The 24,550-nt window shown below is 71.6% G+C and carries 22 protein-coding genes and 1 pseudogene; 8 read left to right on the plus strand and 15 right to left on the minus strand.

Annotated elements, in window-relative coordinates; translation table 11 throughout:
- Window positions 1-36 precede the first annotated feature (36 nt).
- Window positions 37-951, minus strand: coding sequence for an SDR family NAD(P)-dependent oxidoreductase (locus tag ACFYZZ_RS17400; RefSeq protein WP_389176402.1), 915 nt, complete (start codon window positions 949-951; stop codon window positions 37-39).
- A gap of 86 nt (window positions 952-1,037) precedes the next feature.
- Here ACFYZZ_RS17400 and ACFYZZ_RS17405 point away from each other — a divergent pair, with 86 nt between their 5' ends.
- The gene (locus ACFYZZ_RS17405; RefSeq protein WP_389176404.1) at window positions 1,038-1,964 is read left to right on the plus strand and encodes a cyclase family protein; all 927 of its coding nucleotides are present in this window, start codon (window positions 1,038-1,040) and stop codon (window positions 1,962-1,964) included.
- 235 nt (window positions 1,965-2,199) lie between these two features.
- On the opposite strand, the gene ACFYZZ_RS17410 is transcribed toward ACFYZZ_RS17405, so the two are convergent.
- The 4 genes from ACFYZZ_RS17410 to ACFYZZ_RS17425 form a co-directional block, all read right to left on the minus strand.
- The gene (locus ACFYZZ_RS17410) at window positions 2,200-2,661 is read right to left on the minus strand and encodes an ATP-binding protein (protein WP_389176406.1); all 462 of its coding nucleotides are present in this window, start codon (window positions 2,659-2,661) and stop codon (window positions 2,200-2,202) included.
- Window positions 2,662-3,145: 484 nt separating this feature from the next.
- The gene (locus tag ACFYZZ_RS17415; RefSeq protein ID WP_389176408.1) at window positions 3,146-4,018 is read right to left on the minus strand and encodes an acyl-CoA dehydrogenase family protein; all 873 of its coding nucleotides are present in this window, start codon (window positions 4,016-4,018) and stop codon (window positions 3,146-3,148) included.
- Window positions 4,019-4,020: 2 nt separating this feature from the next.
- On the minus strand, window positions 4,021-5,154 hold the full coding sequence (locus tag ACFYZZ_RS17420; RefSeq protein ID WP_389176884.1) for an acyl-CoA dehydrogenase family protein: 1,134 nt from the start codon (window positions 5,152-5,154) through the stop codon (window positions 4,021-4,023).
- On the minus strand, window positions 5,154-6,347 hold the full coding sequence (locus ACFYZZ_RS17425) for an amidohydrolase family protein (protein WP_389176410.1): 1,194 nt from the start codon (window positions 6,345-6,347) through the stop codon (window positions 5,154-5,156). The genes ACFYZZ_RS17420 and ACFYZZ_RS17425 overlap by 1 nt, the downstream gene beginning before the upstream one ends.
- Window positions 6,348-6,435: 88 nt before the next feature.
- Here ACFYZZ_RS17425 and ACFYZZ_RS17430 point away from each other — a divergent pair, with 88 nt between their 5' ends.
- Complete coding sequence (locus ACFYZZ_RS17430) at window positions 6,436-7,959, plus strand: class I adenylate-forming enzyme family protein (protein WP_389176412.1); 1,524 nt, start codon at window positions 6,436-6,438, stop codon at window positions 7,957-7,959.
- Here the strand turns inward: ACFYZZ_RS17430 and ACFYZZ_RS17435 are convergent.
- Together ACFYZZ_RS17435 and ACFYZZ_RS17440 are read right to left on the minus strand one after the other, a co-directional pair.
- Entirely contained in the window at window positions 7,943-8,455 is a 513-nt protein-coding gene (locus ACFYZZ_RS17435) for an EF-hand domain-containing protein (protein ID WP_389176414.1), read from the minus strand. The genes ACFYZZ_RS17430 and ACFYZZ_RS17435 overlap by 17 nt on opposite strands.
- 146 nt (window positions 8,456-8,601) lie before the next feature.
- Window positions 8,602-8,991 (minus strand): STAS domain-containing protein, encoded by a 390-nt coding sequence (locus ACFYZZ_RS17440; protein WP_386573525.1) that lies wholly within the window; start codon window positions 8,989-8,991, stop codon window positions 8,602-8,604.
- Window positions 8,992-9,323: 332 nt separating this feature from the next.
- Here ACFYZZ_RS17440 and ACFYZZ_RS17445 point away from each other — a divergent pair, with 332 nt between their 5' ends.
- Together ACFYZZ_RS17445 and ACFYZZ_RS17450 are read left to right on the plus strand one after the other, a co-directional pair.
- Window positions 9,324-9,905, plus strand: a complete 582-nt coding sequence (locus tag ACFYZZ_RS17445; RefSeq protein ID WP_389176416.1) for an RNA polymerase sigma factor — start codon at window positions 9,324-9,326, stop codon at window positions 9,903-9,905.
- Window positions 9,902-11,326: a zf-HC2 domain-containing protein gene (locus tag ACFYZZ_RS17450; RefSeq protein ID WP_389176418.1), complete on the plus strand. Its 1,425-nt coding sequence runs from the start codon at window positions 9,902-9,904 to the stop codon at window positions 11,324-11,326. Before ACFYZZ_RS17445 ends, ACFYZZ_RS17450 begins: the two co-directional genes overlap by 4 nt.
- Window positions 11,327-11,560: 234 nt before the next feature.
- Here the strand turns inward: ACFYZZ_RS17450 and ACFYZZ_RS17455 are convergent, their stop codons facing one another.
- The 3 genes from ACFYZZ_RS17455 to ACFYZZ_RS17465 all read right to left on the minus strand — a co-directional run bounded on the left by ACFYZZ_RS17455 (window position 11,561) and on the right by ACFYZZ_RS17465 (window position 13,868).
- Window positions 11,561-12,340: an SDR family NAD(P)-dependent oxidoreductase gene (locus ACFYZZ_RS17455; protein WP_389176420.1), complete on the minus strand. Its 780-nt coding sequence runs from the start codon at window positions 12,338-12,340 to the stop codon at window positions 11,561-11,563.
- 23 nt (window positions 12,341-12,363) lie between these two features.
- The gene (gene purU, locus ACFYZZ_RS17460) at window positions 12,364-13,245 is read right to left on the minus strand and encodes a formyltetrahydrofolate deformylase (protein WP_389176422.1); all 882 of its coding nucleotides are present in this window, start codon (window positions 13,243-13,245) and stop codon (window positions 12,364-12,366) included.
- A gap of 122 nt (window positions 13,246-13,367) precedes the next feature.
- Window positions 13,368-13,868 carry a hypothetical protein gene (locus tag ACFYZZ_RS17465; RefSeq protein WP_389176424.1) on the minus strand — a complete coding sequence of 167 codons (501 nt, stop codon included), beginning with the start codon at window positions 13,866-13,868 and terminating at the stop codon, window positions 13,368-13,370.
- Window positions 13,869-13,985: 117 nt separating this feature from the next.
- Here ACFYZZ_RS17465 and ACFYZZ_RS17470 point away from each other — a divergent pair, with 117 nt between their 5' ends.
- Window positions 13,986-15,314, plus strand: coding sequence for an ABC transporter substrate-binding protein (locus ACFYZZ_RS17470; protein WP_389176426.1), 1,329 nt, complete (start codon window positions 13,986-13,988; stop codon window positions 15,312-15,314).
- 36 nt (window positions 15,315-15,350) lie between these two features.
- Here the strand turns inward: ACFYZZ_RS17470 and ACFYZZ_RS17475 are convergent, their stop codons facing one another.
- Window positions 15,351-17,033, minus strand: a complete 1,683-nt coding sequence (locus ACFYZZ_RS17475; RefSeq protein ID WP_389176427.1) for a hypothetical protein — start codon at window positions 17,031-17,033, stop codon at window positions 15,351-15,353.
- Between the two features lie 201 nt (window positions 17,034-17,234).
- A complete protein-coding gene (locus ACFYZZ_RS17480; protein ID WP_389176429.1) occupies window positions 17,235-18,620 on the minus strand; it encodes a transcriptional regulator in 1,386 nt (461 codons plus the stop codon).
- A 276-nt stretch (window positions 18,621-18,896) separates the two neighbouring features.
- Between ACFYZZ_RS17480 and ACFYZZ_RS17485 the strand changes: the two genes are divergently transcribed.
- Both ACFYZZ_RS17485 and ACFYZZ_RS17490 read left to right on the plus strand, forming a co-directional pair.
- The gene (locus ACFYZZ_RS17485) at window positions 18,897-19,550 is read left to right on the plus strand and encodes a bifunctional DNA primase/polymerase (protein WP_386573535.1); all 654 of its coding nucleotides are present in this window, start codon (window positions 18,897-18,899) and stop codon (window positions 19,548-19,550) included.
- A gap of 80 nt (window positions 19,551-19,630) precedes the next feature.
- Window positions 19,631-19,891 (plus strand): annotated as a pseudogene (locus ACFYZZ_RS17490) (transporter); the annotation flags it as partial.
- Window positions 19,892-20,031: 140 nt separating this feature from the next.
- Here the strand turns inward: ACFYZZ_RS17490 and ACFYZZ_RS17495 are convergent.
- Window positions 20,032-20,892, minus strand: coding sequence for an alpha/beta fold hydrolase (locus tag ACFYZZ_RS17495; protein ID WP_389176431.1), 861 nt, complete (start codon window positions 20,890-20,892; stop codon window positions 20,032-20,034).
- A 321-nt stretch (window positions 20,893-21,213) separates the two neighbouring features.
- Window positions 21,214-21,906 (minus strand): metal-dependent transcriptional regulator, encoded by a 693-nt coding sequence (locus tag ACFYZZ_RS17500; protein WP_067120881.1) that lies wholly within the window; start codon window positions 21,904-21,906, stop codon window positions 21,214-21,216.
- Between the two features lie 303 nt (window positions 21,907-22,209).
- On the opposite strand from ACFYZZ_RS17500, the gene ACFYZZ_RS17505 reads away from it, so the two are divergent.
- The gene (locus tag ACFYZZ_RS17505) at window positions 22,210-22,965 is read left to right on the plus strand and encodes an SIS domain-containing protein (protein ID WP_389176433.1); all 756 of its coding nucleotides are present in this window, start codon (window positions 22,210-22,212) and stop codon (window positions 22,963-22,965) included.
- Window positions 22,966-23,005: 40 nt separating this feature from the next.
- On the opposite strand, the gene ACFYZZ_RS17510 is transcribed toward ACFYZZ_RS17505, so the two are convergent.
- Window positions 23,006-24,451, minus strand: a complete 1,446-nt coding sequence (locus ACFYZZ_RS17510) for a PAS domain-containing protein (RefSeq protein ID WP_389176435.1) — start codon at window positions 24,449-24,451, stop codon at window positions 23,006-23,008.
- Window positions 24,452-24,550: the final 99 nt, after the last annotated feature.

Below are 24,550 nucleotides of genomic sequence, written 5' to 3' on the forward strand. Positions count from 1 at the left end.
CTCATCACGCCGGTCGCTGCAACTCCCTCAGGGGCGCTACCGGGCGTTCGGCCGAGAACCATCCCGCGCCGCCTCTTCCATCGCCAAGAGCTGGGACAGCATCGGCATCGGATCCACCCCCACCGACCCCGGCAGAACCTCCGCGATCTTCTCCGGCGTCCAGGCCCCCTCCCCGTAGGCCGAACGGAGTTCCCGCGGCTGCGCCCAGACCGCGATCTTCGGCCCGGCGATCGTGTAGACCTGCCCGGTGATCCCCTGCTCCTTCGCCGCGTCGGACAGCAGGTACACCACCAGCGCGGCGACGTCCTCCGGCTCCCCGATCTCCTTCAGCTCCATCGGAACGTTCGCGGACATCCGCGTACGCGCCACAGGGGCCACCGCGTTCGCCGTCACGCCGTACTTGTGCAGCCCCAGTGCCGCACTGCGGACGAGCGAGATGATGCCGCCCTTGGCCGCGCTGTAGTTGGCCTGGGAGACGGAGCCCTGGTGGTTGCCGCTGGTGAACCCGATCAAGGTCCCTGCCCGCTGCTTGCGCATCACGGCACAGGCGGCTCGGAACAGTGTGAACGTGCCCTTGAGGTGGGTGGCGATCACCGGGTCCCACTCCTGCTCGGACATGTTGAACAGCATCCGCTCACGCAGGATCCCGGCCACACACACAACCCCGTCGATGCGGCCGTACGATGCCAGCGCCGCGTCCACGACCCGCTGCCCGCCCGCCATCGTGGAGATGTCGTCGGCCACGGCGATCGCCTCGCCCCCGGCCGCCTCGATCTCCTTGACGACGGCCTCGGCGACCTCGCTGGTCGGCGAGGTCCCGTCCATGGAGACGCCGTAGTCGTTGACGACGACCTTCGCGCCCTCGGCCGCGGCCGCGAGTGCGACCGCTCGCCCGATGCCCCGTCCGGCGCCCGTCACGGCGACCACCTTGCCTGCCAAGAAGTTCCCCACGTCCGGCCCCTTCCCGCGGTTTCTGACGGACCGTTAGATTTTATGGCGCGTCGGTTGTGCGGACACAAGCCCCGGGGAGGCATCGGATGTCACTGCCCGCCGAGTTCCACGAGATCGCCAAGCGCGTGAACAACTGGGGGCGTTGGGGGGCGGACGACGAGATCGGCACCCTGAACCTGATCACCGACCAGGTCGTCCGCGAGGCCGCCGCCTGCGTCCGCACGGGCCGGCGCGTCCCCCTCGCCCTTCCGCTCCAGCAGGACGGCGTGCAGACCGGGATGATCCCGGGGCGGGTCAATCCGCTGCACGCGATGGTGCAGATCAACCAGGAGCTGTTCGGTCCTGGCACGGTGGCCTGCAGCGACGACGCGGTGACCATGGGTCTGCAGGCGGGCACCCACTGGGACGCGCTGACCCATGTCTCGCACTCCGGGAAGCTCTACAACGGCCGCCCGGCACACACGGTCACCCCGCACGCCGGCGCAGAGTTCAGCGGCATCGACAAGGCGCGGCACGTCGTCTCGCGCGGGGTGCTGCTGGACGTGGCACGCGCGCGTGGCGTGGACCGGCTGGCGGGTGGGCACGCGGTCACGCCGGAAGACCTGGAGGCGGCCGAGGAGTTCGGCGGGGTGCGGGTGCGGGCCGGGGACGTGGTCCTGGTGCGGACCGGGCAGATGCAGGTGTATATGGCCGGGGACAAGCACGGGTACGGCTATCCGTCACCGGGCCTCTCGGTGCGCTGCCCGGAGTGGTTCCACGCGCGCGATGTGGCCGCGGTCGCGAACGACACGCTCACTTTTGAGATCTTTCCGCCCGAGATCGAGAATCTGTGGTTGCCGGTGCACGCGCTGGACCTGGTGGAGATGGGGATGCTCCAGGGCCAGAACTGGAATCTCGAAGAGTTGTCCACAGCCTGTGGAGAAACGAACGGGTACGCGTTCCTGCTGTCGGCGATGCCGGAGCCGTTCGTCGGCGCGACGGGGACACCCGTGGCACCGATCGCTGTTCTCTGAAGCCCGGTTGGCGGCGCGCCCCCCCTGCGTCGACCACGCGCCGCCACCCGGCGCGACCCACACTCGACGAGGACCGCCATCACCCAGGCCCTCGCCGTCCCCTCACGGCGAATCGTCGCCCACAAGCGTGTTCAAACGGTCACAAGCCGTCAACACCGATACGGCGATTCATGACGTACGCCCGATTCACGGTGGCCGCGCATGGATGCACCCCCGGCGCACACCACACGGGGACCTACACCGCTTCGAACGCGAGGTCCTCGTACGCGGACCGCCCGCCCCCGTACGCCACGGCTGCGCCCTCCCGGGGCTGCGAGCGGTCCAGCTCGCACCAGATGCTCTTGCCGGCACCCTCGGGGCTCCAGCCCCAGCGGTCGGCGAGGCAGTCGACGAGCGCCAGGCCCCGGCCGCCGGTTGCGTTGCTGCCGGCGCAGCGCGGGACGGGTGCGCGGGGGCTGGTGTCGGCCACCTCGAGGCGGACGGTGGCGGATTCGGCCGTGCCCGGGGGCAGGGACAGCCGCAGCACGGCCGGACGGCCGGTGTGCACCACGGCGTTGGTGACCAGTTCGGAGACGAGCAGGATCAGCGTTTCGGCGAGCGACTCGTCGGCTTCTATACCGGACCCGAGCAGGCGTGAACGGGCCCATCTCCGGGCTCGCCCCACCTCCGTGGGGTCGGGTCGGACTTCCAGTTGCACCTGAAGCACCTGCACCGCTCACACCATCCGAACCGGCGGACACATGACCCCGCGCCACGCACACGCCGCGACGAGGGCCACGATCGTAGCCATTCTCTGCATGGCCAGGACAACGGCCAGAGCAAGGGTCACGGAACGTGACTCCCTTACGAGACAGCATGGTTGACGTACAGTCACCCCAACAAGCGCTTCGGGCATATTCCAGCGCGAAGGATTACCCGTGCGGCATACTGTGCGACGCTCGCAGCGGGGAGTCGAACAGGCCTGTTCCGGCGTCACCCCGGGGGCGTCACCGGCACGGCTCGGGCTCGCAGCCACTCGCATCCCACAGAAGGTACCGGAGTGAGGCGCCGACTCCAGGACGTGACGGGTCACGCGATGGACACAACCCGATATCGACGCTCCGTGATTCCGGTATGCCACGTTCCGCGACATCATGGGCCACGGCTTTGCGCACGGCCCAGACCAGCGCGTCGCCGTAGTGTCAGGCCACCAGATCTGCGGCCAACACTTCCTCACTCTCCGTACTCCCCCCGCCGCGCTGGGCCCGCGCCCAGGCCCGTTTGAGATGCAGATGGACCTCTGCTTCCCAGGTGAAGCCCATGCCGCCGTGCACCTGGAGGCAGTCGCGGGCCCCGCGCACGGCGGCCTCGTCGGCGAGCAGCCGGGCGGCGGCGATGTCCGCGGGGTCGGCGGTCACGGCGGCCGCGTAGACCGCCACCCGGGCCGTCTCGGCGCGCACCAGCAGGTCGGCGCACAGGTGTTTGACGGCTTGGAAGGCTCCGATCGGCTGCCCGAACTGCTTTCGTGCCCGGGCGTGTTGCACGGCCAGCTCGCACGCGCGCGCGGCCGTGCCGAGCTGCTCGGCGGCGGTGAGGAGCACGGCCTCCGGGTCCGGCCCGCCGGCGTCGTGCCCGGGGACGCGGTGCAGGGGCGTCAGCGGGTCGACCGACCGCAGAGGTACGGCACCGGAGGCGTCCCCGGTCACGGTGTCCGCCGCGTCCAGCCACTCCACCAGGGGGCCGTCCACACGGGCCACCACGGTCTCCCCGGTGGCCGCCCCGGGTACGGTCCCGGCGGCGAGGTGGGTGGCCAGCACCGGCCCCGGCAGCAGTGCGCGGCCGGTCTCCTCGAAGACCAGCACCGCCTCCGGCAGTCCGAGTCCGACCCCGCCCGCCGTCTCCGGCAGCCGCAGCGCGAACAGGCCGGCAGCGCCCAGCTCCCGCCACAGGTCCCGGTCCAGGTGCCCGGGCCGGGCCACCGCCGCCCGCAGCGCGTCCGCGCCGAACCGGCGCTCCAGCAGCTGCCGTACCCCGGCCCGCAACGCCCGTTGCTCCTCGGCGAGTCGGAAGCGCACGGTCACCGTCCCCTCGGCAGGCCGAGGATGCGCTCGGCGACGATGTTGCGCTGGATCTGCGAGGTGCCGGCGGCGATCGTGTACGACAGCGAGGAGAGCCGGTCGAGGACCCAGGGCCGGTCCAGGTCGAGACAGTCCGGGCCGAGCACCTCGGCGGCGGTGTCGTACAGCTCCTGACGGGCGTGCGAGTACCTCAGTTTGAAAACCGAACCCCCGACGCCTGGTACTCCGCCGCCGGCCTCCGCCTCGCTCACGTTCCACTGGGTCAGCCGCCACAGCGCCCGGAACTCGGCATTGAGCCGCCCGAGCCGCCGGCGCAGCACGGGGTCGTCCCAGCGGCCGTTCTCCCGCGCGGTGCGGGCGAGTTCGCCGAGCACTCTGCGGCAGGCGACGACCTCGCCCACGAAGGCCGTGCCGCGCTCGAAGGAGAGCGTCACCATGGTCACGCGCCAGCCGTCGTTCTCCGCCCCGACCCGGTTGCCGACCGGCACCCGGACCTCGTCCAGGAACACCTCGGCGAACTCCGCCGACCCGGCGAGCGTGCGCAGCGGCCGTACGGTGACGCCCTTGGCGTCCATCGGCATGGCCAGCCAGGTGATGCCCTTGTGCCTGGGCGCCTCCGGGTCCGTACGGACCAGCAGTTCGCACCAGTTCGCGACCTCGGCGTGCGAGGTCCAGATCTTGGACCCGCTCACCACGTAGTCGTCGCCGTCCCTACGCGCGCGCGTGCGCAGCGCGGCGAGGTCGGACCCGGCGTCCGGTTCGCTGAACCCCTGGCACCACACCTCGTCCCCGCGCAGGATCGGCGGCAGCCAGCGGGCCTTCTGCCCGGCCGTGCCCTCGGCGGCGATCGTCGGCCCGGCATGCAGCAACCCGACAAAGTTCGCCCCCACATAGGGCGCGCCCGCCTTCTCCGTCTCCTCCAGGAAGATCAGCCGCATGGTCGGGGAGGAGTCCCAATAAACGTCGGCGTACCCGGCGTCGTACAGCATCCGCTGCCAGCCGAGGTCGTAGGCGCGGCGGCCGGGCCAGTCGTCCGGGGACGGCTTGGCGGGCAGGGTGGGCAGCACCTTGGCGAGCCACTCCCGCAGCCGGGCCCGGAACTCCTCCTCCTCGGGCGTGTACGAGACGTCCATCACTGGTCGAAGTCCAGGCCCAGCATGCGGATGGCGTTGCCCCGCATCAGCTTGTACACGGTCTCGTCGTCGAGGCCCTTCACATGGTCGAGGGCGACCTCCTTGGTGTGCGGGAAGGTCGAGTCGACGTGCGGGTAGTCGGTCTCGAAGGTGGCGTTGTCGCGGCCGACGACGTCCAGGGACGCGACCCCGTGCTTGTCGCGGAAGAAGCAGCAGAAGATCTGCCGGTAGTAGTACGTCGAGGGCGGCTCCGGGACCAGATCGCGCACCCCGCCCCAGGCGCGGTGCTCCTCCCACACGTCGTCGGCGCGCTCCAGGGCGTACGGGATCCAGCCCATCTGCCCTTCGGAGTAGGCGAGTTTGAGGGTCGGGAACTTCACCAGCACCCCGCTGAAGAGGTAGTCCATCATCGAGGCCATCGCATTGTTGAAGCTGAGCGAGGCCTGGACGGCGGGCGGGGCGTCCGGGGAGGCGGCGGGCATCTGCGAGCTGCTGCCGATGTGCATGTTGACGACGGTCCCGGTCTCCTGGCACACCGCGAAGAACGGGTCCCAGTAGCCGGAGTGGATGGACGGCAGCCCGAGATAGGTGGGGATCTCGGAGAAGGTCACCGCCCGCACCCCGCGCGCGGCGTTGCGCCGGATCTCCGCGACGGCCAGCTCCACGTCCCACAGCGGAATGAGGCACAGCGGGATCAGCCGTCCCCCGCTGCCCCCGCACCACTCCTCCACCATCCAGTCGTTGTAGGCGCGGACGCACGCGAGCGCGACCTCCTTGTCGTGCGCCTCGGCGAAGGTCTGACCGCAAAAGCGCGGGAAGGTCGGGAAGCAGAGGCTGGCCTCGACGTGGTTGAGGTCCATGTCCTCCAGCCGCGCCTTGGGGTCCCAGCAGCCACGGCGCATCTGCTCCCGGGTGATCCCCTCCAGGGTCATCTCGTCCCGGTCGAAGCCGACGGCGGCGATGTTGCGCTTGTACGGGAACTTCAGGTCCTCGTAGATCCACCAGTCCGTCGGCTGGCCCTCCGGGTCCATGGTGATCTGGTACTTCCCGCCGACGTATGCCAGCTCCCCGATCCCGGCGGTCAGCGGCTTGGGACCCCGGTCCCGGTACTTCGCCGGCAGCCAGGTCTCGAAGAGGTGGGCTGGCTCGATCACGTGGTCGTCGACGCTGATGATGCGGGGCAGTTCGGTCACGATGGTCCCCTCCGCCGGACAGCACTTATCTGATGGTCCGTCAGATAGCATGGCACCTGACGAGTCGTCAGCCAAGCAGGGGGCATACGTGAACGAGACCCCGCACTCCTTGAGTTCCTCCCGCACGCTGTGGGAGCTGGTCGTACGCCGCGCCGACCTCACCCCCGACCGCCCCGTCCTCCTCCAGGACGACCGCCGGCTGACCTTCGGCGAGCTGCGCGAGCGGGCCGAGCGGGTGGCTGCGGGCCTGTACGGCATGGGCGTCCGCCCGGGCACGGTGGTCGCCTGGCAGCTGCCCACGCGCATCGAGACGGCTCTGCTCTCCTTCGCCCTGGCCCGCCTGGGTGCCGTCCAGTCCCCGGTCATCCCCTTCTACCGGGACCGCGAGGTCGGCTTCGCACTGCGCGAGTCCAGGGCCGAGTTCTTCGCCGTACCGGGCGTCTGGCGCGGCCACGACCACACGGAGATGGCCCGCCGCCTCGGCGCGAAGGGCGTCTTCGAGGCGTACGACACCCTGCCCGAGGCCGACCCTTCCGCCCTGCCCGCGCCCCCCGCCGAAGGCACTTCGGTCCGCTGGATCTACTGGACCTCGGGCACGACCTCCGACCCCAAGGGCGTCCTGCACACGGACCGTTCCCTGATCGCGGGCGGCTCCTGCCTGGCCCACGCCCTGCGCCTCACCCCGGACGACGTGGGCTCGATGGCGTTCCCGTACGCGCACATAGCCGGCCCGGACTACACGGTCATGCTGCTGCTGTACGGCTTCCCGGCGGTGATGTTCGAGCAGTTCGCCCTGCCGGACGCGCTGGAGGGGTACCGGCGGCACGGGGTCACGGTGGCCGGCGGTTCGACGGCGTTCTACTCGATGTTCCTGAACGAGCAGCGCAAACAGCCGGACACGAAGGTGATCCCCTCCCTCCGCCTCCTCGCGGGCGGCGGCGCTCCGAAGCCCCCGGAGGTCTATCACTCCGTCGTCCGGGAGATGGGCGTACAGCTCACCCACGGCTACGGCATGACCGAGGTCCCGATGATCACCATGGGCGACCCCGAGGACACCCCCGAGAACCTCGCGACGACCGAGGGCCGCCCACCGCAGGGCATGGAGATACGGATCGTCGACGGCGAGGTCCGCCTGCGCGGCGAGGCCGTCTGCCAGGGCTACCTGGACGCGGGCCAGACGGCCGCGGCCTTCGATCCGGAGGGCTTCCTGCGCACCGGCGACCTCGGGCACGTCACCGACTCCGGCCACCTCGTGCTCACCGGCCGCCTGAAGGACGTGATCATCCGCAAGGGCGAGAACATCTCGGCCAAGGAGATCGAGGACCTGCTGGCCGCACATCCGGCAGTGGGAGACGTCGCGGTCATCGGCCTGCCGGACGCGGAGCGCGGGGAACTGGTCTGCGCGGTGATCGAACAGCCGCCCGGCGCCGAAGAGTTGACGCTGCCGTCGGTCGTCTCGTACCTGCGCACGGAAGGGCTGTCCGTCCACAAGCTGCCGGAGCGGCTGGAGGTCGTGGACGCCCTTCCACGGAACGAGACGCTGCGGAAGGTGCTGAAGTACAGGCTGCGGGAGCGGTTCTCGCAGCCGCCGGACGCTACTCCGGGACGGTGAAGTAGCGCGCGAACGCCGGGATGATCTCCGCCTCGCCGACCCTGCCGTCGCCGTCCGTGTCGAGGGCGGTGGCGGTGGTGCGGGCGATGTCGGCCGGTACGTGGAAGACGCGCAGGACGCGGGCCACGTCGGGGAGGGTGGCGTGGCCGTCCGAGTCCGGGTCGGCCACGGCCAGGGCCGCGTGCAGGAAGGGGCGGGCGATCTCGGCGAAGCGGTCGGGGTTGTCGCGCAGGCGCTTGACCGCGCCGGTGACGAACTCCTCGCGGGTGATGCGCTGGTCGCCGTCCCGGTCGGCGATGCCCGCCATGCCCTGCCAGAAGGCCTCCGCACCGGCGTACAGCGCCTGGCCCTTGTCGGAGCGGGCGGCGACGGCGAACTCGGCGAGCAGCGCCTTGGCCGCCGCGTTGAAGTCCTCGCGGTCGATGTAGCCGTTGCCGTCCTGGTCGAAGGTGGCGAACCGGGCGGCGATCCTGCGCTCGTACTCGGTGCTGACCATGTCTGTTCGAGCCGCCTTACGTTGACGTGGGGGTGGATCTGGCAGGGAGCGTACGTCGCGGGAGGCGGTGAGGTGACGGAAAGGCGGGGGATGTGCCAAGACCGGGGGAATTCTGCGACAACCTTGTGGCATCGGCGCGGCGCGGCTCAGGCCGAGAGGGGTCCCGCCTCGTCGGTGGTGGCGGACTCGACGTCGGGGCGGACGTCGAAGAGGCGGCGGACGCCGAGCGCGCCGAGGACCCGGTTGACGTGCGAGCCCTCGTCGGCACCCCGGTCCGGCAGGATCAGCCGCAGCCTGCCCTGGCAGGAGCGGATCAGCCGGCGGGCGGCGATCAGGACGCCGACCCCGCTGGAGTCGCAGAAGAAGACCTCGGAGAGGTCCAGGATCAGGCTGTGGTGACCCTCGGCCACCACGTCATGGACCCGCTGGCGCAGCACCGGCGAGGTCATCAGGTCCAGCTCCCCGGACACCCGGAGCACGGCCCACTCGCCCTGTGCACCCTGTTCGGTGCTGGTCACCTTGAACGCCACGGCCACGCCCCTCCGCTCGCCGGATCTCCCGGAACCGCCCGGAAACGGAAGCAGTTCCTACGTTTCTCTCCGCGCGGCTGCCCAGCGGCGGTTCCCTGAAACTTCGGGCAACAAACCGCGAGCGATCGACAAGGGGCTTGTTTCAGTCACTACCGATCCTGTTCGATCGGAGTTGGACACGTTTTGAGTGAAGATTGTGTGAAGAGGGCACTATCACCTGCGGCGCCTCGGGGGGCGCACATTGACACAAAGGGGCGTGCGTAGTCAGGGGTGCCGACTACATTCGAGACGAGGGTGCAGAGACGCTGGACACGTCGGACGACGAGGGGAGGGGCAACATGGCGCAGAAGGACGTACCGCCCCGCTGGGACCGCAAGATGCAGCAGCGGCTCGCGCGCGGTGAGGCCGCCGCGCTCGGCGAGCTGTACGACCGGTTCGCCTCCCTCGTGCACAGCCTCGCCCACCGCGTCCTCGGCGACGAGGGGGCCGCCGACGGCGTCACCCGCGAGGTCTTCGCCCACGTCTGGGAACACCCTGACAGCTACGACCCCAAGGAGGGTCCGCTGCGCTCCTGGGTCGCCGCGGTGACCCACCGGCTGGCCGTGCAGCGACTGCGCGCCACCGAGACCGCCGCGCTCACCGGGGGCGAGAGCGGCTCCGCGGAGGAGCTGGAGGGCCTGGAGAGCAAGGTGCACCGCGCCTCGGTCGCCGCCCGCGCCGACTACATCGTCCACTCCATGCCCGCCCCGCTGCGCGCCGCGCTGGAACTGGCCTATTTCCAGCGCCGCGACTACCGCCAGACCGCCACCGACCTCGGCGTCACCGAGGACGAGGCCCGCCGCCGGCTCCGCCTCGGCCTGCAACTGCTGTCCACCGCCCATGACGTCGGCACTCCGCCGGGATACGGGGGTGCGGTGTGAACTGGCCGGGAGGGTTCGAGGCGCACGACGGGGACGACAGGGACGACAAGTACGACGGTGGCGGCAGGGACGACGGGCACGACGCGTACGAGGGCGCTGCGGGGGCGGGCCCCGGTGACGGTTCGGCTTCGGGTTCCGGTTCCGGTGACGGGCCGCCGGGTGGCGGTGGGTCCGGAACCGGCCGGTCGCCCCGGATACCGCTGCCCCGCGCCTCCGTCGAGGACAGCGGGTTGCCGCTGCCCGACCTCGCCGACCTGGGGGACCTTCCGCCCGTGCCGCTCGACCTGTCGCACGACGTCCTGAAGTCGCTTCTCGGCGCCTGGGCCCTGGCCGCCTGCTCGGCGGCCGAGACGGCGGCCGTGGAGGAACACCTCGGCAGCTGCGGGTCCTGCGCCGAGGAGGCGTTGCGGCTGCGCGAGGCGGTCGGCCTGCTGCACCAGCCCGAGAGCCTCGACCTGGACCCCGCCCTGCGCACCCGAGTCCTGGAGAGCTGCCTGGACCGCCGGCCGCCGCGCATCCCGGTGCCCGAGTGGGCGGCTCCCTACGACGCCGAGAGCGCGCGACTGGACGCGCTGCTGCAGGACTTCGGCGACGCGGAGTGGCATGCGCCGGTGCGGCTGCGGTGGTTCAGGGGCGACGCGCCGGCGAGTCGTCGTACCACCGTGGCCGGCGTGATCGCGCATCTGCTGTCGGTGGACGGGCTGGTCGCGGTGGCGCTCGGTCTGGAGGATCCGCTGGCGGAGGTCCTCGCGAAGGGCGAGAAGAGCGAGGTCGGCGGGCAGGGTGCTGTGGGGCCGGCCGGGCGTACCGAGGCGTTCTGGCGGGCGTCCCACTTTCCGCCGACGCGGTCGGTGCGGGGGCCGTGGCGGGAGCAGAGCCACAACGTCGTACGGACGGTGTCCTTCACGGGCAGCACCGCCGGCGGGCTCGCGGTGCCGTACGGCCCCTTCGAACTGCCGTTGCACGACGCGATGCTGGACCGCGCCTTCGAGTGCTGGGTGCACGCGGAGGACATCGCGGAGGCGGTGGACTATCCGTACGAGCCGCCCGCGCCGCGTCACCTGAACAAGATGATCGACCTCGCGGCGCGGATGCTGCCGCTGGCGCTGGCCGGGCGGCGCCGGGCGGGGTTGTCCGCGCCCGGGCAGACCCCGCATCTCGTTCCCGCGGGCGCGCCCGGGCGCAGCCTGCGGCTGGAGATCGAGGGGGCGGCCGGCGGGGAGTGGCTGATCCCACTGGACTCGCCCGGGGCGGTGGGCTCCGCGGAGTTCGAGGTGGCCCATGTCGCCCTGGACGGCGTGGAGTTCTGCCGGCTGGCCGCGGGGCACGTGCCTCCGGAGGAGGCTGCGGCGGGGCAGGTGGGCGACCGGGAGGCGATCAGGGATGTGCTGTTCGCTGCGGCGGGGCTCAGCCGGATGTGAACTTGCCGGTGCTGCAGCTGGCCGGGGGTGGGCTGCGCTTGCCCGCGCTTGCGGGGTGCCGCTGCGCCCACCCGTGCCGCCCCAAGCGGCACGACTGCCCGCAGCTACGCAGGCTCTGGGCTGCCGCAGCTACGTACGGTGCCCATGCGGCCGACGGGACTGCAACCCCCCTAGGGGCGCGGGGAACTGCGCGACCAGCCCCCACCGACCCGCAGCCAAAGGACGGCCCCCTACTCAGTGCACCGAGAACCCGCCGTCCACGAAGATCGACTGCCCGGTGACATAAGCAGACGCACCGCTCGCCAAGAACACCACCGCCCCCGCGAAGTCCTCCGCCAGCCCGTTCCGGCCGGTCATCGTGCGTGCGGCCAGTGCCGCCACCCTCTCCGGGTCGGAGGACAGCCGCGTGTTCAGCGGGGTCATCACGAAGCCTGGGACGAGGGTGTTGGCGGTGACGCCGTGTGGGGACCACGCCTCGGCCTGGGAGCGGGCCAGTGACTCCAGTGCGCCCTTGGAGACGCCGTAGGCACCGCTGTGCACGAAGGCCCGGTGCGCCTGCTGGGAGGTGATGTGGATGATCCGGCCGTAGCCCCGCTCGGCCATGCCGGGACCGAACCGCTGCCCCAGCAGGTAGGGCGCCTCCAGGTTCACGGCCATGGTGGTGTCCCACACCTCCTCGCCCAGCTCCCCCATCGGCGGCCGCAGGTTGATCCCGGCGCAGTTGACGAGGATGTCGGGCTCCCCGAACTTCCCGGCCGCCTCCTCGGCCGCCGCGCGCACGCCCTCGCGGGTGCTCAGGTCGGCGCTGACCCAGGCGGCCCGGCAGCCGTCGGCGGTCAGCTCGTCGACCGTGGCGGCCAGCTGCTCCTTCTTGCGCGCCACGACCACCACGCTCGCCCCGGCCCGCGCCAGTGCCCCGGTGATGGCCCGGCCGATGCCGGAGCTGCCGCCGGTGACCACGGCGACGCGGCCGTCCAGCGAGAACAGTTCGGAGAGGTACGCCTGTGAGGTCATGCCGGAAGCCTAGAGGGCACGGCTCAGGCGAAGATCACCGTGCGGCGCCCGTTGAGCAGGATCCTGCGCTCGGCGTGCCACTTCACCGCGCGCGCCAGCGCCTGGCACTCCACGTCCCGGCCGATGGCGACGAGTTGGTCCGGCGTCACGCCGTGGCCCACCCGCTCGACCTCCTGCTCGATGATCGGGCCCTCGTCGAGGTCGGCAGTCACGTAGTGGGCGGTGGCGCCGATCAGCTTCACGCCCCGCGCGTGCGCCTGGTGGTACGGCTTGGCGCCCTTGAAGCTCGGCAGGAAGGAGTGGTGGATGTTGATGATCCGGCCGCTGAGCTGCTTGCACAGGTCGTCCGAGAGGACCTGCATGTAGCGGGCGAGGACGACCAGTTCGACGTTCTGCTCGCGCACGATCTCCAGCAGCTGCGCCTCGGCCTGCGCCTTGCTCTCCTTCGTCACCGGGATGTGGTGGAAGGGGACGTGGTACGAGCCCACCAGCTCCCGGAAATCGGTGTGGTTGGAGACCACGGCCGCGATCTCCACCGGCAGGGCGCCGATGCTGGCGCGGAAGAGCAGGTCGTTGAGGCAGTGGCCGAACTTGCTGACCATCAGCACGATGCGCATCTTCTCGTCGGCCCGGTTGAGCTGCCAGTCCATGTGGAAGGTGTCACCGATCGCCGCGAAGCTCGCCCGCAATTTGTCCACGGTCAGCGGCGCGTCCGCGGAGAAGTGGACGCGCATGAAGAACAGTCCCGTGTCGTGGTCGCCGAACTGCTGGCTGTCCTCGATGTTGCAGCCGGTCATGAACAGGTAGCTCGACACGGCGTGCACGATGCCCTGCTTGTCCGGGCAGGAGAGGGTGAGGACGTACTGGTCGGCCGGGGCGGCGGCCGGGGCGGACTGCTCGTTCATGCACCACAGGGTCCCATACGGCCACGCGCCGTGGGCAATCGTCCCGCGGGTCGGGACGGGTCGGAACGGGCCGGGACGGCCTGCCGTGCGGGCGCGCCGCCCCGGGAGGGTCCGGCCCCCGCCTACGCGACCCTCGTCATGATCCGCAGTACCTCCAGGCTCCGCGGGGGCGCGTCGGGATCGTCGCCGTCACTCGCCGCGAGGCGTATGTGCGCGTCCCGGGCCGCCCGCACCGCCTCCGGCCACGCGTGGTGGTCGACGTAGGCGGAGACCGGCGCGTCCGGGCCGACCTGGTGCATGATCCGCAGCACCCGCAGGACGGCGGTGTCGACGAGCGCCGCCTCCTGCGAGTCCCGGAATATCGTGCCGACGTACTTCTCGGCGGACCAGTTGTCCAGCCAGGTGTCCTCCACCAGGCGGTACACGGCGTCGGTGACGTCGCCGTACCCGTCGACGCCGGCCAGCCAGACGTCGCGTTGGAACTCCGTATCGGAGAGCATGTGCAGCGCGGAGCGCACATTGCTGCGCCAGCGCCACCACGGCATGTCGTTCAGTGGCATGCCGCCCATGGTGGAGGAGCGACGGCCGCGACGGGAAGAGTTCTCCGAACCTTGCACGGTCATCGATCGTACGTTCCTCGCCACACGAGTCTCACTGGCCCCTGTAATTCACCTCAGCGTCACCTTTCGTTGACCAAGGGTCACTCCCGGGTTAGTGATGTGACGGAATCGTGCTTGTCCATGACCGGCAGGCCACGCATCCGCAGCACCTTCCTCCCCTTCCTCTCCCGGCCCGTCAGAGCCACCGCCCTGTCGGCGGGTGCACTGGCCGCGTGTGCGTCGCTCACCGCCGGATGCGGGGTCATCCCCGGTGCCACGGGGGGCTCCGGGGATGACCCGATCAAGGTCATGACCTGGGCGCCCCAGAAGACCGACTCCACCAACAAGCCCGGCATGCCCGCGATGGCCCACGCCTACGGCGAGTGGATCAACGCCCACGGCGGCATCAACGGCCGCAAGCTCGAGGTCCTGACCTGCAACGACCACAACGACAGCGTGGGCGCGGCGAAGTGCGCCCGGCGCGCGGCGGCCGAGGACGTGGTCGCGGTGGTCGGCTCCTACAGCCAGTTCGGCGACTCCTTCCTCGCCCCGCTGGAGAGCGCCGGCATCCCCTACATAGGCGGCTACGGCGTCACCAGCGAGGAGTTCACCGGCCCCATGGTGTACCCGGTCAACGGGGGCCAGCCCGCCCTCCTGGCCGGTCTCGGCAGGGCGCTGGCCGCCTCCTGCGGCCCGGTCTCCCTGGTCCGCCCCGACAGCATCGCCGGCGACCAGCTGCCCGCGCTGCTCAACTCGGGTCTGAAGGCGGGCGGGCACGCCCCGGCCGGCGACCAGCTCGCCGCCGAGAACGCCACCGAGTACGACGGCCAGGTCGACCAGGCGCTGGGGTACGCGAGCAAGGACACGCTCAAGAAGGGGTGCGTGGTGCCCGCGCTCGGGGACCGCACCGACATCTTCATGGACTCCTTCCGTCGGGCCCGCGCGGGCTACCCCGCGGTGCGGACGGCGACCGTGCTGGGCAGCGTCGACCAGACGGTGATCAACTCGACGGGCGGGGCGTCGGGGCCCTACGAGGGGTCGTACCTCACCGGCTGGTACCCGGTGTCGTCCGACCCGCGCTGGGACCGGATGAAGAAGGTGATCAACGAGGAGGCCTTCGGCGACAACCGCATCGACCCCGCGGACGCCGGAGTGCAGACCACCTGGATCGCCTACACCGTGCTGAAGGCCGTCCTGGAGAAGATCGGCGGCGGCGAGGTCAGCTCCGACACCGTGCGGCGCACCCTCGACGACGGCCTGAAGGTGTCCACGGGCGGCCTCACCCCGCCCCTGCACTGGCCCTACGAGAGCAAGCTCGCCGGGGTCGGCTTCCCGCGGCTCGTCAACGCCGACGTGACCCTCCAGGTCGTCAAGGACGGCCGGCTGGTCGCGGCGAAGAAGACCGCGGGCTCGGGCTTCGACGGGATCACCGACATGACGAGCACGCTGGAGAACGCCGACCTGGGCTGACCCGGCCGCCGGGGCAGCCCCGGCGGCCGGCCCGGCTCACAGCTGGGTCGGCTGGCGCTGGGTCAGGCCGTACTTCTGCGCGATGGTGTTCCACAGCCCCGCGGCCTTCACCTTCTCCGCGCTGGCAATACCGCTCTCCCGGTTGCCGGCCTGGGTCTGGGCGTTGCCGCGGGCCTGGCCCTTGTGGCAACCCTTCCGGCCGCCGCCCACCTGGTCGGCCCAGGCCGCGTAGTGGTTGTCGGCGGCCGCGGACGCCTGCCAGGCCCTGGTGAGGGCGGCGGTCAGCGCAGCGTTGTTCGGCAGCTTGTCGACGGACAGCTTGCCGAGCCGCGCGACCAGGTCGGTGCGCTGCTTGGCCGCGTCGCGCAGGTTGGCGGCGGACTGGCCGAGGTTGTTGCACTGCCTGACGTTCGCCACCGCCTGGATCACCGAGGCGCGGCTGCTGCCGCTGTCGGCGAGCAGCTTGTCCAGGGCGGCCGCCTGCTGCTGGGCGGGGTCGGCGCCGGACGAGGCGGAGTCCTGAGTGGCCGGGGAGGCGGCGGCGACGGTCTTGTTGTCGTTGCCGTCGTCCCCGCCGCCACCGCTGAACATCGCACCGACCGCGACACCGACGACGACGATGCCGATGCCGACGGCGGCGATCAGCGGCACCCGCGAGCCGGTACGGCCGCCCCGGCGCCCGCCGTCGTCCTCGCCCATGTCGATGGGCTGGATGTACGACGGCTGCGCCGGGCCCGGGTAGCCGTTCGGCTGGATGCGCGGCATCTGCTGCGTGGCGCCGGCCGGGCTCTCCCCGCCCGCCGGCCCACCGCGGAAGAGGTTGTCGAACTCGGCGGGCGGCTGCCGCTCCCCGCCCGGCGCCTGGCCGGTGAACGGCGGGATGTACTGGGTGGCGTCGGCGTCGGAGGGGGCGGCCGGCTGGGGCACGCGCCCCAGGTACCGCGTCTCCTCGCCGGCGGACTCGGGCGGCAGTGCGCCGGGCGCCACCGGCGGTATGTACTGCGTGGCGCCCTCGTCGACGCCGGCCGCCGGGACCGGCGGTATGTACTGGGTCGCACCCTCGTCCACGGACGCGGGAGGCAGGGAGGCGGCCGGGTACGCGTCCGGCACGGCAGGCGGCAGGGTCGCGCCCTGGGCGGCGGCACCGTGCGCCGCGTCCGCGGGCGGCAGGGGTGCCGAGGGGGCGGGCGAGGCCGGGTACTGCTGCTGGTACGGGTTCGGGGCGCCGTAGGCGGGCGGCCGGCCCGCACCGTCCTGAGGCTGCTGGCCGCCGCCGTACTGGGACTGCCGGCCGGCGCCGTACTGCTGCTGATCGCCGCCGTACTGCGGCTGCTGATCACCGCCGTACGCCCGCGCCTGGCCCGTGGAGCCGTAGGCCGGGTCCTGGTGGGCGGAGCCGAAGGCCTGGTCGCCGTACGACGGAGCCGGTGCGCCCTCGGGAGGCAGCGGGCCGGGGCCGGTGCCCGTGGGCTGCTGCTGGTCCGGGGTGCCCCACTGCTGGGCGGGCGCCGGCGGCCAGCCCTGGTCCGGCTGGGGGGCCTGCCCGCCGCCGGGGCCCCACGCGTCGCCCCAGGCCTGGCCACCGGTCGGGGCCGCCGGGGCGGGCGTGGGGACGCTTGCCATGCCCGGCAGCACGGGCTCGCCTCCGTCGGAGGGCAGCACGATGCCTTCGTGCGCGGGTCGCGCCGAGGGCTCCTCGCCCTGTCCACTCTGCGTCACCGGGACTCCTACGAATGGGGGACCTTCGGAATCGTCGGCTCACGCTACCGGGTCCCCCGAGCCCGGTGCCACGCAGCTCAGGACGCGATCTTCCTCCCTGTGACACCAGTAACAAAACAGCCCCACAGTTCGCTGTATAGGGCAACCACTCCGGGTCCCGGTGTCGTTTCCCGTGTGTTCACGCAACCACGGGGCCGTTGTTCAGGCGGCCTGCTGCAGGTCGAGACGGGCCCCGAACTCCCGCACGACCGCCTCGTCCCGGAAGGGCTCCAGACGCTGCTGGAGGTCCTCCAGATACTCGGCGCCCCGGTTGGAACGGAGCGTCTCCAGCAGCTCCACCGCCTTCATCCCGGTGCTGCAGGCCTGCTCGATCTCGCGCTGCTGCACCTGGGCCGTGGCGAGCAGCACATAGCCGATGGCGCGGCGCCGGGCCCGGGTCCCCGGGTGTCCGGCCAGCGACTGCTCGGCGTACCGCGCCGCCGCCTCGGCCTGTCCCAGGTCGCGGTGGCAGTGCGCCAGCTCGTCCGCCAGATAGGCCTCGTCGAAGTGTGCGATCCACACCGGGTCGTCCCCGGAGGCCGCGTCCGCCTGTTCCATCGCCGAGACCGCCCGCCCGGAGGCCGCCTGCGCGGCCCGGACGTCACCGAGCAGGGCGTGCCCGCGGGCCTCGGCCGCGTGGAACATCGCCTCCGCGCGCGGGGTGACCCGCCCGCGCGCCCCTTCCTGAGCGGCCCGCGCCAGCTGGGCGATCTCGCGCGGGTTGCCGAGCTGCGCGGCGAGGTGGCTCATGGAGGCGGCCAGGATGTAACCGCCGTAGCCGCGGTCGCCCGCCGCCTGCGCCAGGCGCAGCGACTGGATGTAGTACCGCTGGGCCAGGCCCGGCTGTCCGGTGTCCACCGCCATGTACCCCGCAAGCTCGGTCAGCCGGGCCACGGTCGCGAAGAGGTCGCGGCCGACCGCCTCGCGGTACGACCCCGCGAGCAGCCCGGAGACGACGCTGTTGAGGTAGTGCACGACGACCGGGCGCACATGACCGCTGCCGTACTGGTGGTCGAGGTCCACCAGCGCCTGGGTCATGGAGCGTACGGCGGCCACGTCGGACTGGCCCACGCGCGGGCCCGCCTGCCGAGACACCTGGGCGTCCGGCGCGGAGATCAGCCAGTCGCGGCTGGGCTCGACCAGCGCGGAGGCTGCGACGGAGGAGCCGGACAGGAAGTCCCGCCGCCCCACGTCGCTGCGCCACAGCTCGCAGACCTGCTCGATGGCCCCCAGTACCGTCGGCGAGAACTGGAGACCGACCCCCGAGGCGAGGTTCTTGCCGTTGGCCATGCCGATCTCGTCGATCGTGACCGTACGGCCGAGCTTGCGCCCGAGCGCCTCCGCGATGATCGCCGGAGCCCGGCCCCGCGGCTGCTGACCGCGCAGCCAGCGGGCCACGGACGTCTTGTCGTAGCGCAGGTCGAGACCGTGCTCGGCGCCGCACATGTTGACCCGCCGGGCCAGCCCGGCGTTCGAGCACCCCGCTTCCTGGATGAGTGCCTGCAGCCGTTCGTTCGGCTGCCTCGCGACGAGAGGCCTTGCGGCCATGAGCTACCCCCTGCGAACCCCTGGAGCGTGAAGATCCGGCCGGAAGGATCCGGTCCTGAAGATCACTGCCCAGCTGACATACCGTCAATGCGTGACATGTGCGGTTTGCCGGGGTAAAGGCTGTTGGCCACCCCATCCCTGGCTACCCATCCCACGCCCCGCTTCCTCCCGCGCGCCCCCACTCGTGCACCCGTGCGCCCCGGCCGAGGAGTCGATGCTCCTCCCCTGCCCGCGCCCCGGCCGTAACTCCAGGTGAATGCGGGAGTTGAGTGAAACGTGGAAGAGACGATCGCCGGCACGCAAGCCGCTCAGATTCCGCAGCAGCGCGGGGAATCGCTGCTGGAAACCGCCGTACGCTACGCCGAGGAGCGCCACTGGGACGTGTTCCCGGGCGCCTGGCTGGAAGCCGTCGACGGGGTGCAGCGCTGCGCGTGCGGTGATGCCTCCTGCCCCGCGCCGGGTGCGCACCCCACGCGCCCCGACTGGGCGACGCAGGCGACCGGCAGCGCGACCGTCGCGCGCCGGATGTGGCAGAAACAGCCGACGGCGTCGATCCTGCTGCCCACGGGGCGTACGTTCGACGCGTTGTCCGTGCCGGAGACCGCGGGGTTCCTGGCGCTGGCCCGCATGGAGCGGATGGAGTTGACCCTGGGCCCGGTGACGCTCACCCCTGACCGCCGTATGCAGTTCTTCGTGCTGCCGGGGGGCTCGGTGAAAGTTCCCGACCTGGTGCGGAAGTTGGGGTGGTCGCTGGCTTCGCTGGACCTCATGCCGCTCGGCGAGGGGAGCTACGTGGCCGCCCCGCCGACTCGCTTCGGCTCGCGCGGCGCCGTGCAGTGGGCCTGCCGGCCCACGCCGGCGAATCGATGGCTGCCGGACGCGGAGGAGTTGATCTCACCGCTGGCCTATGCGTGCGGCCGGGATCGCTGACCTGCGCCCACGCGACGGAGCCCCATATCAGGGGCTCTGGAAGCGGTTCGGGCGGCAGGTTGCCGTGGGCGGGATCGATCTCGAACGTGGCCCCCGGCCAGGCCGGCCTCGCCTGGATCTCCATCTTCGGCGGCATGGTCGCAGCGGCCCTGCTCTGCTCCCCCGTGATCACCCTGGCGATCTGGCTGAACGTGACCGTGGACGGGGATGCGTGGAGCTGGGTACTGCTGCCGGCGGGGGCGGGTTACGGCGCGATCCTGACCCTACTGGGCCTGAGACTGGCGGCCCCACGAACGGCGGCCCGCCTGCCAGAGATCCTGACGGCAGTGAGCGAAGGCTGACGGGACTTTTCAACGCAGGGCACCTGCAACTTACCTAGGGGCGCGGGACTGTATCGATGTGCGGCTCCGCCGCGGGGCGCGACAAGCCACAACGAACCCGCACCCGCCAACGCACAGAAACCCCGCAGACGAGAAGGCGCTCAACCCGCCAGAACCGAATCAAGAAACGGCTCCACAGCCCCCCGCCAAGCCACCGGCTGGTCATAGTGGACAAGGTGCCCGGCGTCAGCCACCTCCGCGTACTCCCCGCGAGGAAGAACCCGCACCATCTCCTGCGCCTCAGCCCGCCCCAACTCACCGTCGAGGCCACGAACGACCAGCGCCGGACACCGGACCTGGGCCAGCTCCTCCCAGTGCGCGTCGTACACCCAGCTCTCCCGGGTCGCGAGCATCTGCTCCGGCTCGAAGACGGGCCGCCAGCCGTCGGCGGACTCGTGCATGACCTCGGCGTAGAAGGCACCGCGGGCGGGCTGGGGACGCTCCACCCAGGGATCGTCCTCGCCGAACCACTTGCGGACGTCGGCGAGGGTCGCGAAGGGGACGGGCCAGGACCGGAACCAGTCGGCCCACTCGCGCTGCGAGGCCGAGCCCAGCGCGGAGGCCCGCATGTCGCAGATGATCAGGCCGCGCACCAGGTCGGGGCGTTTCGCGGCGAGCTGCCAGGCGGTCAGGGCGCCCATGGCGTGGCCGATGAGGACGGCAGGGGCGAGGCCGAGCTGTTCGAGGGCGGCCTCGGCGTCCTCGACGTAGGCGTCCCGGGTGTACGCGGCCTGCGGCAGCTTGTCGCTCTGGCCGTGGCCACGCTGGTCGAGCGCGACGGCGCGGTGGCGCTCGGCGAGCCAGCGGGCGGTGGACGCCCAGTGCGAGGCGCGGCCCATCAGGCCGTGCAGTAACAACACACCCGGAGCCCCGGGCTCCGCCCCCGGTTTGGGCGGGTCCGCGAACTCCCACGCGGCCAGGCGCACCCCGCCCGCTCCCGCCACATCGATACGCCGTGCCATCGGCCTGGCACCCCCCAGCTCCGCCTGCTTCGTACCGGTGTACTGCCGTGTCGCAGTCGTACTGTCGCTCGTACTGTCGCTCGTAATGCCGCCGCAGACTATCGAATACCTATTCGAAAATACTGCCTCTGCGGACAACACCCCTCATTCGAGTGACACCTCGCAATGAATGATCGCCGCCGCCGAGGGGATCTTTCTGGCGGGAGGCGGACCGCTCGGGGAAAAACGGTCCGAGGGGGATGACCCTGAGAGCTCGGGGCTCCGGGTCAGCACAGGGGAGGACAGGCCCCGGCGCCACACGGCGCCGGGGCCCTCCCATGCTCAGCGCTTGGCCACGAACACATGCGAGGCGACGTCCGCCTCCAGCTCGGCCGCCTCACCGCCACTGCCCACCAGCACACCGCCGGCCGACTCCGTCACGCTCACCACCGAACCGGGCTGCACGCCCGCGCGACGCAGCGTGTACATCAGCTGGGCGTCCGTCTGGATCGGCTCACCGATACGGCGCACGACGACCGTCTTGCCGTCACTGCCCGGGTCCAGATCGGCCAGCGACACCATGCCCTCGTCCAGGAACGGGTCGGCCCCGTCCTTCTCGCCCAGCTCCTCCAGGCCCGGGATCGGGTTGCCGTACGGCGACTCGGTCGGGTGCCGCAGCAGCTCCAGCACCCGGCGCTCCACGGCCTCGCTCATCACGTGCTCCCAGCGGCACGCCTCCGCGTGCACCTGCTCCCACTCCAGGCCGATGACATCGACCAGCAGACACTCCGCGAGACGGTGCTTGCGCATCACACGCGTGGCCAGTCTGCGGCCCTCGTCGGTCAGCTCCAGGTGCCGGTCGCTGGCCACCGAGACCAGACCGTCACGCTCCATGCGCGCCACCGTCTGGCTCACCGTCGGCCCGCTCTGGTCCAGCCGCTCCGCGATGCGGGCGCGCATGGGGACGACGCCTTCCTCTTCGAGTTCGAGGATGGTGCGGAGATACATCTCCGTGGTGTCGATCAGTCCGGACATACGTGCCCCTCGATTACCTCTGCCGGAAGCCCGGCGCGTGCGCTGGCCCTAGCACCAATTCTGCCGGATCCCACTGACAAGCGGGCGCCACCGGGAAAACGGGGGGCGGCGGCGGTTTCGAAGCTGCGGGCAGTACGTGGTCGATCGCGCCCACGCGGCGGAGCCGCACATCGATACAGCCCCGCACCCCTGGGAAGTTGCAGTCACCGTACTCGCACCGCGCCGGAGCCCGGCCGTATTGACACCGCACTGGTCCAGACCGCACGGTGATCCGCGACACAGACGCTTGCGAAGGGGCACCGCATGAGCGACGGCACGCCTGCCGACCTGTTCTTCGACGCCGCCATCGGCCTGCTGCAACGGGTCCGGGAGGAGGAGGCCGAGGCGATCACCGCGGCCGGCACCCTGCTCGCCGACACCGTCGCCGCCGGCGGCCGCCTGTTCGCCTTCGGCGCCGGACACTCCTCCCTGGCCGCCCAGGACGTCGTATACCGCGCCGGCGGACTCGCCCTCATGAACCTGCTCGCCGTCCCCGGAGTCGTCGGCGTCGACGTCAACCCGGCCACCCTCGGCTCCGCCCTGGAACGCGTCGACGGACTCGCGAACGCCGTCCTGGACACCTCCCCGCTCCGCGCCGGCGACGCCCTAGTGATCATCTCCCTGTCCGGCCGCAACGCCCTGCCCGTCGAGATGGCCCAGGGCGCCCGCACCCGCGGCGTGCACGTCATCGGCGTCACCTCCGTGGCCTACGCCGCGCAGACCGAGTCCCGGCACAGCTCCGGCACCTTCCTCAAGGACCACTGCGACATCGTGCTGGACTCCAAGATCGCCGTCGGCGACGCCGAACTCACCCTCGACACCATCCCGGCTCCCTTCGCCCCCGCCTCCACCGTGGTCACCACCGCCCTCATGCAGGCCGTCATGGCCACCACGGCCGCCACCCTCGCCGACCGCGGCATCGAACCCCCGCTGCTGCGCTCGGGCAACGTCGACGGCGGCCATGACTGGAACGCACGCGTCATGACGGAGTACGGGGACCGGGTCTTCTACCAGCACTGAGCACCGCCCACTGCCCCCGGCACCAGGCACCAGGCACCGGCTACTGCTCCGCCGGCTTCCCCCGCACCGCCTCCGCCAGGTCCAGCGCCGCCGCGATCCGTACGGCCACATCCTCCGCGTAGGCCGCGTCCGCACGCTCGAAACGGCTGCGGCCGGCCCCGCGCAGAAACGTGACCACACCCAACGTCCGCCCCCGGCTGCGCAGCACCACGCACAGCCCGTGCACCGCGTCCTCCGGCCACTGCCGAGCCAGCGCCCACTCACGCGCCTGCTCGGCCGGAATCGACCCGGCATCCGCACGCACGGTCCCGGCCCGCTCGACACAGGTCAACGCCGGATGCCCCTCCTCGTACCGCAGCGGCAGCCCGGCCGCCCCCGAGAGCAGACTCGGCCCCGGCGCACCCGCGGGCGTGGCCGCCAGCCGCACCAGCCGCACCGGAACCGCCTCGTCCCCCTCCGCGCGCGGAGCACCCGCCACACGGTCGAGCAGGGCATGGTCGGCGAAACCGGCAAGAGCGAAATCGAGATGGACGGTGGCCGCCTCCGCCGCGTCCTCGCACTCGGCGGCGGCACGGGCCGCCCGACGCAGCTGATTCGTACGGAACCGCAGCAAGGCCGACTCCTGCTCGCCCTGCTTGGCCTCCGTGACGTCCTGGAACAACCAGCCGACCCCGAGCGGCACGGGCTCCTCCGCCAGCGGCGAGGCCAGCCGCACGAACCCACTGCGCCAGCAGCGCCGCTGCTCGCCCTCGGGCACCCGCACGGTCACCCACATCTCCGCGGGCGCGGGCGGCGCACCTTCGGCCAGGACATGGGTCAGCGCACTCTCCAGCTCCTCCACACCCTGCGCCAGCAACTCCCCGAGCGGCCGCCCGAGCGCGGACGTACGCCCGATACCGAGCGCCCGAGCCGCATGCGCGTTGACCACAGCGGGACGCAGATCGGCGTCGACCAGCACGACGCCCCAGGACGCGTCCTCGAACAACGCCTCGCTCAGCGCGATGGACCGCTCCAGATCGATCTGCGCATGCACCTCACTGAACGCGCAGTACAGACCCGCCGGCTTCCCGTCCGGCCCCCGGACGGCAGCAGACTGAGTCCGCACCAGAACCCGCCCGCCGTCCTTCGTGACCAGGGCGAACTCATGAACCTGCCGGCCAGGCGCATGCATGGCCGACATCAGCCGCGCCTGCACATCCTCGGCGTCCGCGCTGCGCACCGCCCACCCGGCGAACCCGTGCCGCCCGACCGCCTCCGCCGCGGTCCAGCCCAGAATCCGCTCGGCCTCCCGGTTCCAGTGCGTGACCACCCCGTCCGCGTCGAAAGCACACAGTGCCGCGTCCATGCCGTCCAGCAGCGCGGCGAGCAGATCGGAGCCCCCCGAATCCTCCGGCCCGTCCGGCCCGTCATGGCTCTGCGGACCATCGCGCTCGGGCTCGTCCGGCCCCAGCTCGTCGGTGGTCCCACTCCGCCGGGAAGCACTCACCTGGACCCCCTGGAGGCTGCGTCGGCGCATCTGTGGCGCTCGGTTCGCTCACTGGCCTTCATTCAACTGGAACGTGACGCAGCCCACATCCTGTTCCCG

It is taken from the genome of Streptomyces sp. NPDC001816 (assembly GCF_042892235.1).
Lineage (GTDB): Bacteria > Actinomycetota > Actinomycetes > Streptomycetales > Streptomycetaceae > Streptomyces.

Bases quoted from the DNA above. Each gene is read 5' to 3' on its own strand.
- ACFYZZ_RS17500 (WP_067120881.1), bottom strand. From the start codon at position 21,906: ATGTCCGGACTGATCGACACCACGGAGATGTATCTCCGCACCATCCTC.
- ACFYZZ_RS17445 (WP_389176416.1), top strand. From the start codon at position 9,324: ATGGCGCAGAAGGACGTACCGCCCCGCTGGGACCGCAAGATGCAGCAG.
- ACFYZZ_RS17465 (WP_389176424.1), bottom strand. From the start codon at position 13,868: ATGACCGTGCAAGGTTCGGAGAACTCTTCCCGTCGCGGCCGTCGCTCC.
- ACFYZZ_RS17480 (WP_389176429.1), bottom strand. From the start codon at position 18,620: ATGGCCGCAAGGCCTCTCGTCGCGAGGCAGCCGAACGAACGGCTGCAG.
- ACFYZZ_RS17405 (WP_389176404.1), top strand. From the start codon at position 1,038: ATGTCACTGCCCGCCGAGTTCCACGAGATCGCCAAGCGCGTGAACAAC.
- ACFYZZ_RS17470 (WP_389176426.1), top strand. From the start codon at position 13,986: ATGACCGGCAGGCCACGCATCCGCAGCACCTTCCTCCCCTTCCTCTCC.
- ACFYZZ_RS17435 (WP_389176414.1), bottom strand. From the start codon at position 8,455: ATGGTCAGCACCGAGTACGAGCGCAGGATCGCCGCCCGGTTCGCCACC.
- ACFYZZ_RS17505 (WP_389176433.1), top strand. From the start codon at position 22,210: ATGAGCGACGGCACGCCTGCCGACCTGTTCTTCGACGCCGCCATCGGC.
- ACFYZZ_RS17420 (WP_389176884.1), bottom strand. From the start codon at position 5,154: ATGGACGTCTCGTACACGCCCGAGGAGGAGGAGTTCCGGGCCCGGCTG.
- purU (WP_389176422.1), bottom strand. From the start codon at position 13,245: ATGAACGAGCAGTCCGCCCCGGCCGCCGCCCCGGCCGACCAGTACGTC.
- ACFYZZ_RS17495 (WP_389176431.1), bottom strand. From the start codon at position 20,892: ATGGCACGGCGTATCGATGTGGCGGGAGCGGGCGGGGTGCGCCTGGCC.
- ACFYZZ_RS17455 (WP_389176420.1), bottom strand. From the start codon at position 12,340: ATGACCTCACAGGCGTACCTCTCCGAACTGTTCTCGCTGGACGGCCGC.